A 9,866-nucleotide genomic window follows, 5' to 3' on the forward strand; every position below is an offset into this window, starting at 1 on the left:
TCCCAAAGCGCGAAGGGCGCTACTTGCGGGTTCGATGGAGCGATTTACCAACGCCGAAATGATCGACCCGTTCAGCGACAGAGAGTCCGAGGGGGTGGTTTGGTCTTTGACGGTTTGAAGCGGGGAGAGAGGCTCTCCGCACCGTCGGAGATATGCCCATGTTCGACCTTCCTCTCCAAACTCAGCCGGAAACGCAGAAAACAGGTTTGCCGCCGAGCCTCCTGACCGTTTTTGCAGATCAAGACTTGCCGTTCGCACTCACGACGGCTTGCCATGCGCCCGCAGCTCTCATGTCCGGGCAGGCACACCCCAAGGTACTGGAGCGGTTTGCCACGCTGGCCGAGGCCATGCAGGGGGCAATCGTTCACGCCGAAGATATCACACCTGAAGACGCTCCGCGCATCCTGGCAATCCTCGATCGGGAGGGCCGTCTCGTTCTGGCCGGAGCTACCTGTGATGGCGGGGTCGCATGGTGCCACCCGGTCTCGGATGCCGCCGAAGCCCGCGCCGTCGTGTCCGAGGCCAGCCAGACCCGCGCGCAGGCCATGCGGGCGGCCGAGTGGCATGAACATAGCCTCGCGCGACGGCTGCGGCACCACGCCGACGTTCTCGATGCCCGTCTTGTCGATCCGCTCTGGCGTGTCTTCGCGTCTCGCGCCCTGCAGATCGCGGCGTGACGCCCGAGAGTCAGAGAAGGGCAGGGGAGGATGTGAGCCTAGGAGGACGAGAGAGAGCCTCGGGGTTCAGATCCTTTCCCTCATTTCGGAGTTTCCAATGTCCAAGATCGAACCCACCCTGGCCGCGCCGATGGCGCCGTCCAGGATCGATTTCACCGCCGTGCTGGCCCGGCAGGCCGAGCGAGACGCGCGGATCGCAGCTTTGCGTCCGGCCAACAAGGAGCGCCTCTTCGATGCTCTGACTGCCGCGGGCATCACCCATGTGACCGTGAGTTTCGACGGCTATGGCGATAGCGGCCAGGTTGAAAGCATCGAAGCCTACGCTGGCGAGACCGAGGTTGCTTTCCCCAAGACCGAGATCGCCTATGCCGCATTGACCTGGGACGACCCGGAGGTCGAGATGCGGGCGCTTTCGCTCGAAGATGTCGTGGAGCAGCTGGCCTACGACTTCCTCTCCGACACCCATTGCGGCTGGGAGAACAACGACGGGGCTTACGGCGAATTCTGCTTCGACGCGAGCGCTCGCACCATCCACCTTGAGTTCAACGAGCGCTTCACCTCGTCCGAACTCTACACGCACGATTTCTGAGGGGGCGGCGATGGCACATCCGTATCACCACGCCCTGTCCTCGGTGAAGAAATGGGGCGGCACGGTCGACGACTACCTCGCCGTGCATTCCTGGTTCGACCAGAGCAAGGAGATCACAGCCGACTTTCGGCACCGGGCGCTGCGCCACCATGCGGAGGGCATCTTCATGGCCGAGACGATTTTCGGCCCGACCCTCACGCTCTCGACCGGGCGCGTCATCCCGACCCGCTGGGTCGGCGAGCAGCATGTTAAGGAGGACCTCGGCTTCATCCCGAGCTTCGCCGATTGGGTGAAGGCCATTCGGCCCGAGCTTTGGATGGGGCGGACCGAACGGATCGAGGCACAGGTCGATCCGCATCTCGTCTCGCCCGTGGTCGAGGTCACGTGAAATGACCGATCCCACTTATCGACGTCTTGGCTTGCCGCCGACCGCTTCGCCACTGGCAGTGGTTCGCGCGGCGGTCCGGTCGCTACATCCCGACACGCGCGCTGTTTGCGGTCTCCGGCTGGCGCGCAAGCGCTTCTACCGGCATATGCTCTGCGCTCATGCCGCACGACAGGCGGCGGGCGACACGCCGACCGGCTGATCGTTCCCAACTACCCCTTCATCCCAATCGATCGCCCGGCCTCCTGGCCGGGTCTTCCCCATTCAGGAGGTCCCCATGGCGGATTACTTCACCCATTTCTCGTGCCTGCTCGACGTCGGCACTCCCGAAAAGGCGGCCCGAGCACTCGCGCTGTTTCACGATCTGCGCGCTGCGGATCAGGACGCCGACGACCCGGATATCGCTGGCTTCGATCTCGTGCACCAGGATGCCCCCGAGGGCAGCAGCCTCTGGATCCATGACGACGAACACGGCGATGTCGAAGCCGTCATCCGCTTCGTGCTGCGGCTCGCCGAAGACCTCGGCCTCACCGGCCTTTGGGGGTTCCAGTATGCTCTGACCTGCTCTCGGCCGCGGCTCGACGCCTTTGGCGGCGGCGCGCATGCCATCGATCTCGGCGCTCGTAAATCCATCGGCTGGTCCAGCACGCAAGAATGGTTGGTCGCGGCGCTGAACGGGGAGGACGTCGATGCCTGAGATCATTTGCACCACCGTCTACCAGTTCCCCGAGCTGTCGGATGCCGCCAAGGAGAAGGCCCGCAACTGGTATCGCGACCTCGGACCCCACGACGACTGGTGGGACGCGGTCTATGAGGATTTCGAGCGAGTCTGTGAGATCCTCGGTATCCGTCTGAAAACCACGCCCGTCCGTCTGATGGGCGGCGGGACGCGGGCCAAGCCCTGCATCTGGTTTTCCGGCTTCTGGAGCCAGGGCGACGGGGCCTGTTTCGAAGGCTACTGGTCCCACGCCAAGGGCGCGGCCGCGCGCATCCGGGACTACGCCCCGACCGATGCGCCGCTCCATGGCATCGCCGACCGTCTGCAGGCCGTTCAGCGGCGCAACTTCTACCAGCTTGCTGCCGAGGTCAGCCATCGTGGCCGTTACTACCACGAATACTGCATGTCCGTGGACGTGGCGCGCGACAGTCCGACGTGGCAGCCGCCCACCGAGGACGCCGAAGAGATCGTGACCGAGGCGCTGCGGGATTTGGCCCGCTGGCTCTACCGCCGGCTTGAGGCCGAATACGACCACCTCACCTCGGACGAGGCCATCGAGGAGGGGATCATCGTCAACGCGTATACGTTCACGGAAGGAGGGCGGCGGTTCGGATAACAGTGATCAAAGCGTAAGGTTCATTTGATCTTTACAGTAAGTCCATATGGACTATATTGAGGCCAATGGAGGACGCCATGTACGTTGCAGAGAAAATCCGGGAACCCGCACAGATCAACGCCGTCGCGTTGAAAGCTTATGCACGCGTAGCCGATGCTTGGGGTCTCAGTCTCAAGGAAGCAGCTGGCCTTGCCGACATGTCAGAGAGCACGTGGAAGCGCGCCAAGAAGCCGGATTTCGCCGGAGAGCTCACCAAGGACCAACTGCTGCGGCTCAGCGCTGTAATTGGCATCTTCAAGTCGCTCGAACTCTACTTCTCCGAGCCGCTCGCGCGAAGCTGGTTCACCCGACCGAACACCGGCCCGCTGTTCGGGGGCAGCCGTCCGGTTGACACCGCCATCGAAGGTGGCTTGCCGCAGATCCTCGCGGTGCGGACCTATCTCGATGCGTTGCGTGGTGGGGCATGAAGCAGACCGAGGTTTCAGATCGCGGTCTCGTTCGTCTCCTGTCTGCCACCTACCACAAGCCGCCATCCCTGCGCGGTCTCGTCGATACCGATGACGAGATGGAGATCTTGGCAGAGATCGAGGGCCTGACCAGTGGACGTCTACAGGCCGAACGCGGGCGCAACCCACATCTGGACCCGCGCGAACTCGCTTGGCAACGCCGTAGCCGCGATCTGCGCATCTATGGGGACAGTCACGTCAACGCAGCCTTCACTTACACCCGCGCCGGCGGAAACCGCTTCAACGCCGAGGAGCGCGGCGCTTGGTACTGCGCATGGGATGTGATGGTTTCTGTCAGCGAAGTGGCTTGGCACCGTACACGCGAACTCGGCTTTACCGGCAGCTTCCACGATAGCGCCCGCTATGTGGAATTGCTGGCCGACTTCATCGGCGTCTTCGACGACATGACCGATGAGGCAGGTCATCCGGCGCTGCATCCGGATCCGGCTGTCGGGTATCCCGAGGGCCAAAGCCTGGCACAGCATCTGCGTCGGGGCGGATCCAAGGGCCTGATTTACCCTTCGGTACGGGCTCCTGCACCGGGCGGGAATTGCTTGGTCTGCTTCGAGCCCCACGCAATTCAGAACGTTCGTCCAGGCGCGTCTTGGGATCTTGTGTGGGATGGGACTCCGCACTACTCGATTGCGGCCGTCGGCTGATCCAAAAAACCGTACTTGGCCTGGAGGCCTACAAAGATGGCAACGCCTGATATCGAAAGCCCAGACCGCACCGATCTCAAGCAGATCGACCATGAGCACTTCTTTGAAGCGATAGACTCGCCGCCTTTGCTGACCGAAGCCCTGCGCTCTGCCTTTCATCGGGCAAAAACGCGGTCATTTCAGCGAAACACAGGGCTTGGAAGCGCCGACTGAGTTCACCCGCCTTCGGCGCCTCCCATCGGCGCGATGAGGACGGCCAACGCAAAGCTCCCCTCACGACGGTGCTGGGCGTGGCTCAGCCCAAGAGCTTCAACAAGGCGTCGCGATGCGCGGCATGTTTTTCGGGGTTGTCGCGCTTCAGTTTGTTCAGGTTGAGGAGTTTCCACTTCACGGCCGGTAGGTCAGCGGCTTGCGAGCGGTCGATCGCCGCAAAGTCAGGCTCGCCGTCCTGAAGCGTCAGGAGGAACTGCCTCGCCTTGTCATCGAGCCTCGATTGCAGATCGGCGACCAACTTCAGGCGCGTCGCCAGAAGCGTATCGAGAGGGACGGGTGCTCTGGTCATGCCCTCGAATTCCCGCGCGTAGGGTTGCTCGAGATCGATCAGGTTCGGATCGAGCAGCTCATGCGCCGGGCGCGGCGAACTGGCGACATAGATCAGGAAGGTCTGGAAGAGGTCCTGCGTCAGGCCTTCGTTTTCGTAGAGGAGCGTGACGTCGTAGAGATCCCGTGGATGCTGCCTGTCGAGGGCAGCGTGCAGTTTGCCAGCGAACAGGTCCTCGAACGAGACGATCTGCATTTCGGCATAGCCATAGGCATCTTCCACGGCTGCAGAGACGGTCCGGATCTCCGGGTCGTGGACGACGCCACGGGTCACAGGCGAGGTTTCGATCTTGATCTCGGCATTCCCAAAGCGTGCCAGCAGCCGCGTGGCCCCGCCGCCGCCCCCTTGGATGCGCTGAGATTTCGCGCCGCGAATGCCGGTCTCGATGGCGGCCGCGATGCGATCCATCGCGGCATTGATCTCGTCCAGGCTCTCGGCGCGGTCCTTGATCGGAAGATAGGTCAGGTCGATGTCGACCGACAACCGCGGCAGGTCGCGGTAGAAGAGGTTAATGGCCGTCCCGCCCTTGAGCGCGAAGACGTTCTCGTCCGCGACATGTGGCAGAACGCGCACCAGCAGTGCAACCTGGGCTTCATAGGTCTCACGCGCCACTGCCGGCCTCCGGTTTCACGAAATCTTCCGGCACCATGATCCGATAGCGCGGGTGGATTTTGCCACCTCGGACTAGGGCTCGGTCACCGCTTCCGAGATCGAAGGCCTGCGGGTCGATCCGTTTGCGCCAGGGATGATCGTGGCGGTCGGCGAAGACGAAGAACAGACGCTTTACCTTGATCTTCTGGCACGCTTGCAGGAGGTCGGAAATCAGCCTTGGGCGCAAGGTTGTCAGGCTCTCGAAGACCATGTCGAGCGTGTGGAAACTCTCATGGTGGGGCAACTCGTCCATGGCTTCCAGGATTGCGCGCTCCGGCGTCGACATCGTCAGACCCCAGTCCCATGGCAGGCCTGTCGTTTTGCCCTCGATCACACCCAGCTTCGGATCGGTGAACAAGGAACGGGGGCGGATATTGATCGGGGCATCCGTCGGCAGTTTGATCAGCCAGTTCGGGACCTTGTCCCCATAGACCCAGACTGGAGCGCTTTCCCCCAGGCGGAGGTAATGGGCATGTCCTTGTTCACCGAGTGCCGTTGTGCTCCCGACATGCAGATCATGACCCATGATATGTTGCATCGAAAGGATGCAGGTCTTCCAGTCGATGCTGTTGGACGCCTGCATATTCGGGACTGGTCGGCGGAAGACACCGCGTGCGATGCGCTCCAGCCAGCCGCGTTTCACATAGTCACGGAAGCTCTCATAGGCGATGCCCTGCGAGACGAGCCATGCCGCGTCGACCAGATACCCGGCGGGTACGGCATCGAGCACTTTCTTCAGATTCTGTGACCTTGCGGTGTCCATGATACCTAAAGTGACAGATTTTCAAAGAGACATCTACAGTTTTCTTTGATGAAAATGCTTTTCCTGCGTTATGGACGCTCCTATCTCACCATTTCCAAAGAACTTAGGGACTAGCCCCAAGGGGAGGGAGATCTGAAGACGCTGGGTTGAGAGACGGCTACGACTTGCGGTGGTTACCGAAGGTCGCAGCGGTGCACATCCCGGCGTGCCGCCGGAACCAGACCTTGGTCCTTCGGACAGGAGCTTGACCGAGGCTGATGTCCCGAAGGGCCAGTCTGCCAACCTACAGGTTGGCAGCTGCGCTCGGTTTGCCAAACTATGATGTGGCAAAAAGCTGGACGATCGCACAGAGCGTCACTAGCCGGTGCGGTGCTCACTTATTCCCGTCGATCCACTTGGACATGAGCCGCTTGTCGCGGAAGCATTCGTCCGGAACGGCGCGCCGTTTGATCTGGGCGAGTTTCTCAGCGAAGGCTACCTGCTTGGACGTGGGCAGCCGGTCCATGTCCGATACCGGCTTCAGCCGGGCCTGAGCCTCGATCCAAGCGCTCAAAGATCGCCGGCCTTGCTGACCCTCCCAGGGCAGGAGCGTCCGGTTGCGCAGGGCGAGCGACCGCGCATAGGCGATCTGCTTGGGCGTTGCCGGCAGGGCGTGCGTGGTGATTTCCATGGTGGAACCCCCTTTCTGGCTTGGCTCAGAATATAGAACATAACAAGAACAAAATCAAGCCGAGCTTCCGGGACGCGTCGGATTCGAGAGGGAGAGAGGGGCCGGGAAAGATCAGGTCCGAGGCTGCCCGAGAGAGGGTGTACGGGCCTGATCCTGTCCTTCATTCCGGAGTTTCCCGATGACCCATCTTGCCCCTGTTGCGCAGGCGTCCTTGCCTGCGCCCATTGTCCCGTTGGCAGCAAATCCTGCCCCTGCGATCGTTGCTGTTGCCGAAGCGCTGCAGCCCGATCTGGCGCAAGGGCTTCAGATCGACGCGCTGCGCCTGCGCCGCGAGATGGAACATGCCTTTGGCGGTTCCGATGCGACCGGTGCCTGGGACTGGAAGCTCGCCTATGAGGCGGGCGAGGTGGCGCTGATCCTCTTTCTACGAAAGTTCGGTCGGGCGCTGCTTGCGCGTGCCGGCTCGCCTGCGGCGCTCTTGCCGATCCTCACCAAGGTGGCAGGCCTCTTGCCCACGCACACCCGGCGGTCGGAAGAGATGGAGCGATTTCAGCAATTCAGCACGCCATTGCCCATGGGAATCGCGGCACTGACGGCAGCACAGATCACGCCCCGCGATTTAGTCTTGGAGCCGTCCGCCGGGACCGGACTCCTGGCGATCCTCGCAGAGATCGCGGGTGGCGGCCTCGCGCTGAACGAGCTTGCTGGCACCCGCGCCGATCTTCTGCGCCTGCTGTTCCCGGCCCGACCGGTCACCCGGTTCGATGCCGCGCAGATCGACGATCATCTCGATGCCTGCTCAAGCCCGAGCATCATTCTGATGAACCCGCCCTTCTCGGCCCAAGCCAATGTCGATGGTCGGTCGACCGAGGCGACGGCCCGACATCTGCGCTCGGCCCTTGCGCGCTTGGTTCCCGGCGGACGGCTCGTGGCCATCACAGGGGCCGGTTTCGCGCCGGATGCGCCGGCCTGGGCCGAGACCTTCGGCCGTCTGACCGAGACGGCCCATCTCATCTTCACCGGCGCGGTGTCGGGCGCAGCTTTCGCCAAACACGGCACCAGCTTCGAGACGCGGATTTCTGTCTTTGACAAATGCCGCGGCGGCGAGCCGGGCGGCATCACCGCCGACCTGCGCCAGCCGATGTCCCCTGACGCAGCGCATCTTCTGTCCAGAATTGTGACCGAGGTTCCGCCGCGTCTCGAACTGGATCATGCCGCGTCGGCAGGCCAGGGCAGCTCATTCCCCCTCCCGGGAAATCCTGCCCCCACAACATGCAAGCCCGTCAACCGATCGCGCGCGACCTCTGCGGCTCAACCGGAGAAACCTGGAGCGCCGATCGAGGTCGAGGACCTAAGCTACGAACTCCGCGACAACGCCGAGGACGCGACACGTCTGTCCGATGCGATCTACGAGACCTTCCGTTTGCAGGCGATCGAGATCCCGGGCGCGGCCCAACACCCGACCAAGCTTGTGCAATCGGCGGCCATGGCCTCTGTCGCACCGCCGAAACCGAGCTATCGCCCCAAGCTGCCCTCGGCCGTCCTGCGCGACGGCCTGCTGTCCGACGCGCAGCTCGAGACCGTTATCTACGCGGGGGAGGCGCATGGCGCGCGTCTCGCGGGGTCTTGGACCGTCGATGAGACCGGAGACGTGGTATCCGCAGCACCGGAGGACGCCGCTGACGCTATCGGCTTCCGCCGGGGTTTCTTCCTTGGCGATGGCACCGGAGCGGGCAAGGCGCTCGGGGCCCGGGATATCGGGGTCTATGCGCCGGGTTCGGAACATGCAGATGTCTCGACCAGCGGGCTTTGCGAGATCGTGCTGACGCCGCCGAGAGATCTTCTTGAACGGGCGATGAGCCATGGAGAGACCTTCGAGTTGCCGTCTTCCGGGTCACATTTGCACATGGCGCCTGGCGCCGAGCTGGAGGTTGTGCGGCGCACGCTCCTGGCCACGATGGCCTGCCCGCCCGATGGTGCCGCCGAGGCCGCCGTGGGGCGCGGCCTGGCCAGCGACATCGAGGTTGCGTTCTTGGCCATGTTGTCCGCGACACGAGACCAGTCTCCGACCGGACGGCTTCCGAGACGGGCGGTCTTGCGCATGGTTCGCGACCTGCTCAGGGAAGCCGACCTCGAGCCGATCCACGCGTCCGAACTGGCGCAAAGAACCGGCGTAAGCTATCCGACGTTGCGCCGCATTTTTTTCGAGTGGTTCGGCACCTCTCCGATCAGGTACCTTTTCACGAAGAGACTCCATCTTGCGCGGCGCAGATTGCTCAGCGGTGACTACGCGACCGTCAGCGAGGCCGCGACATCCTGCGGTTTCTGGGAACTCGGGCGTTTCGCGCACAGCTACCGGGTTCTGTTCGGTGAGCTGCCATCCGACACTCTTAAAGGGGGCCGGAGGAGCTCGGAGTGACGATTTTCAGAGCTGCTCTATTGGTGTCAACGGCGGCGCAATTTCCGGCCATTGGGCGGAGTAAAAGCGGACCACCTCGGTCGTGACCGGCGCCTTGGCAAACGCGCTCGCCACGAAGCTGGCGTTTGCCGAGGCGCCTTGGTCCGATAGGACCAAATCGCGTGGCGGATCAGGCGGTGTCGGTGGATTTGCGCGCGCGGCTTTGCGCCAGACGGTAACTCTCGCCGTTCATCTCAAGGATGTTGACGTGATGCGTCAGCCGATCGAGGAGAGCGCCGGTGAGGCGCTCGGTTCCGAAGGTTTCGGTCCATTCGTCGAACGGCAGGTTGCTGGTGATCAGCGTGGCGCCACGCTCGTAACGCTGGGAGATCATCTCGAACAGCAGTTCGGCGCCGGTCTTGGACAGGGGCACGAAGCCCAGTTCGTCGATGATGAGCAGCTTGACGGCGGCCATCTGTTTCTGGATGCGGAGCAGGCGGCGTTCGTCACGGGCCTCCATCAGCTCATTGACCAGCGCAGCGGCGGTGGTGAAGCTGACCGACATTCCTTTCTGGCAGGCCGCCAATCCCAGGCCGAGGGCAATGTGGGTTTTGCCGGTGCCGCTCGGTCCGA

The 9,866-nt window shown here is 62.9% G+C and carries 14 protein-coding genes and 1 pseudogene; 11 read left to right on the forward strand and 4 right to left on the reverse strand.

What is annotated here, in order from left to right; translation table 11 throughout:
• Positions 1-158: 158 nt before the first annotated feature.
• From AC2FNB_RS19195 to AC2FNB_RS19235, 9 genes are all read left to right on the forward strand, one after another.
• Positions 159-677: a hypothetical protein gene (locus AC2FNB_RS19195; RefSeq protein WP_038147455.1), complete on the forward strand. Its 519-nt coding sequence runs from the start codon at positions 159-161 to the stop codon at positions 675-677.
• Between the two features lie 97 nt (positions 678-774).
• Positions 775-1,266 carry a DUF6878 family protein gene (locus tag AC2FNB_RS19200; RefSeq protein WP_089849792.1) on the forward strand — a complete coding sequence of 164 codons (492 nt, stop codon included), beginning with the start codon at positions 775-777 and terminating at the stop codon, positions 1,264-1,266.
• A 10-nt stretch (positions 1,267-1,276) separates the two neighbouring features.
• On the forward strand, positions 1,277-1,654 hold the full coding sequence (locus AC2FNB_RS19205) for a DUF6915 family protein (protein WP_066707390.1): 378 nt from the start codon (positions 1,277-1,279) through the stop codon (positions 1,652-1,654).
• Position 1,655: 1 nt separating this feature from the next.
• The gene (locus AC2FNB_RS19210; protein ID WP_081423915.1) at positions 1,656-1,853 is read left to right on the forward strand and encodes a hypothetical protein; all 198 of its coding nucleotides are present in this window, start codon (positions 1,656-1,658) and stop codon (positions 1,851-1,853) included.
• 75 nt (positions 1,854-1,928) lie between these two features.
• A complete protein-coding gene (locus AC2FNB_RS19215; RefSeq protein ID WP_066707393.1) occupies positions 1,929-2,348 on the forward strand; it encodes a hypothetical protein in 420 nt (139 codons plus the stop codon).
• A complete protein-coding gene (locus AC2FNB_RS19220; protein WP_066707396.1) occupies positions 2,341-2,985 on the forward strand; it encodes a DUF8835 domain-containing pootine in 645 nt (214 codons plus the stop codon). The genes AC2FNB_RS19215 and AC2FNB_RS19220 overlap by 8 nt, the downstream gene beginning before the upstream one ends.
• A gap of 65 nt (positions 2,986-3,050) precedes the next feature.
• Positions 3,051-3,452: an MbcA/ParS/Xre antitoxin family protein gene (locus AC2FNB_RS19225; RefSeq protein ID WP_207020918.1), complete on the forward strand. Its 402-nt coding sequence runs from the start codon at positions 3,051-3,053 to the stop codon at positions 3,450-3,452.
• Positions 3,449-4,150: an RES family NAD+ phosphorylase gene (locus AC2FNB_RS19230; protein WP_496748437.1), complete on the forward strand. Its 702-nt coding sequence runs from the start codon at positions 3,449-3,451 to the stop codon at positions 4,148-4,150. The genes AC2FNB_RS19225 and AC2FNB_RS19230 overlap by 4 nt, the downstream gene beginning before the upstream one ends.
• 36 nt (positions 4,151-4,186) lie before the next feature.
• Positions 4,187-4,363, forward strand: coding sequence for a hypothetical protein (locus AC2FNB_RS19235; protein ID WP_496748438.1), 177 nt, complete (start codon positions 4,187-4,189; stop codon positions 4,361-4,363).
• Positions 4,364-4,445: 82 nt separating this feature from the next.
• On the opposite strand, the gene AC2FNB_RS19240 is transcribed toward AC2FNB_RS19235, so the two are convergent.
• From AC2FNB_RS19240 to AC2FNB_RS19250, 3 genes are all read right to left on the reverse strand, one after another.
• Entirely contained in the window at positions 4,446-5,363 is a 918-nt protein-coding gene (locus tag AC2FNB_RS19240) for a nucleotidyl transferase AbiEii/AbiGii toxin family protein (RefSeq protein ID WP_089849781.1), read from the reverse strand.
• Positions 5,353-6,165, reverse strand: coding sequence for a type IV toxin-antitoxin system AbiEi family antitoxin domain-containing protein (locus AC2FNB_RS19245; protein ID WP_496748439.1), 813 nt, complete (start codon positions 6,163-6,165; stop codon positions 5,353-5,355). Before AC2FNB_RS19245 ends, AC2FNB_RS19240 begins: the two co-directional genes overlap by 11 nt.
• A 373-nt stretch (positions 6,166-6,538) precedes the next feature.
• Positions 6,539-6,835 carry a hypothetical protein gene (locus tag AC2FNB_RS19250; protein ID WP_496748440.1) on the reverse strand — a complete coding sequence of 99 codons (297 nt, stop codon included), beginning with the start codon at positions 6,833-6,835 and terminating at the stop codon, positions 6,539-6,541.
• Between the two features lie 178 nt (positions 6,836-7,013).
• On the opposite strand from AC2FNB_RS19250, the pseudogene AC2FNB_RS19255 reads away from it, so the two are divergent.
• A pseudogene (locus tag AC2FNB_RS19255) lies at positions 7,014-8,600 on the forward strand (strawberry notch-like NTP hydrolase domain-containing protein); the annotation flags it as partial.
• 336 nt (positions 8,601-8,936) lie between these two features.
• The gene (locus tag AC2FNB_RS19260; protein WP_496748442.1) at positions 8,937-9,254 is read left to right on the forward strand and encodes a helix-turn-helix domain-containing protein; all 318 of its coding nucleotides are present in this window, start codon (positions 8,937-8,939) and stop codon (positions 9,252-9,254) included.
• Positions 9,255-9,423: 169 nt separating this feature from the next.
• On the opposite strand, the gene AC2FNB_RS19265 is transcribed toward AC2FNB_RS19260, so the two are convergent.
• A partial coding sequence (locus AC2FNB_RS19265) for an ATP-binding protein (RefSeq protein WP_496748441.1) occupies positions 9,424-9,866 on the reverse strand: 443 nt, incomplete at its 5' end.

This window comes from Ruegeria sp. BHSB058, from assembly GCF_059613285.1.

Bases quoted from the DNA above. Each gene is read 5' to 3' on its own strand.
- AC2FNB_RS19195 (WP_038147455.1), top strand. From the start codon at position 159: ATGTTCGACCTTCCTCTCCAAACTCAGCCGGAAACGCAGAAAACAGGT.
- AC2FNB_RS19200 (WP_089849792.1), top strand. From the start codon at position 775: ATGTCCAAGATCGAACCCACCCTGGCCGCGCCGATGGCGCCGTCCAGG.
- AC2FNB_RS19205 (WP_066707390.1), top strand. From the start codon at position 1,277: ATGGCACATCCGTATCACCACGCCCTGTCCTCGGTGAAGAAATGGGGC.
- AC2FNB_RS19210 (WP_081423915.1), top strand. From the start codon at position 1,656: ATGACCGATCCCACTTATCGACGTCTTGGCTTGCCGCCGACCGCTTCG.
- AC2FNB_RS19215 (WP_066707393.1), top strand. From the start codon at position 1,929: ATGGCGGATTACTTCACCCATTTCTCGTGCCTGCTCGACGTCGGCACT.
- AC2FNB_RS19220 (WP_066707396.1), top strand. From the start codon at position 2,341: ATGCCTGAGATCATTTGCACCACCGTCTACCAGTTCCCCGAGCTGTCG.
- AC2FNB_RS19225 (WP_207020918.1), top strand. From the start codon at position 3,051: ATGGAGGACGCCATGTACGTTGCAGAGAAAATCCGGGAACCCGCACAG.
- AC2FNB_RS19230 (WP_496748437.1), top strand. From the start codon at position 3,449: ATGAAGCAGACCGAGGTTTCAGATCGCGGTCTCGTTCGTCTCCTGTCT.
- AC2FNB_RS19235 (WP_496748438.1), top strand. From the start codon at position 4,187: ATGGCAACGCCTGATATCGAAAGCCCAGACCGCACCGATCTCAAGCAG.
- AC2FNB_RS19245 (WP_496748439.1), bottom strand. From the start codon at position 6,165: ATGGACACCGCAAGGTCACAGAATCTGAAGAAAGTGCTCGATGCCGTA.
- AC2FNB_RS19250 (WP_496748440.1), bottom strand. From the start codon at position 6,835: ATGGAAATCACCACGCACGCCCTGCCGGCAACGCCCAAGCAGATCGCC.
- AC2FNB_RS19260 (WP_496748442.1), top strand. From the start codon at position 8,937: ATGGTTCGCGACCTGCTCAGGGAAGCCGACCTCGAGCCGATCCACGCG.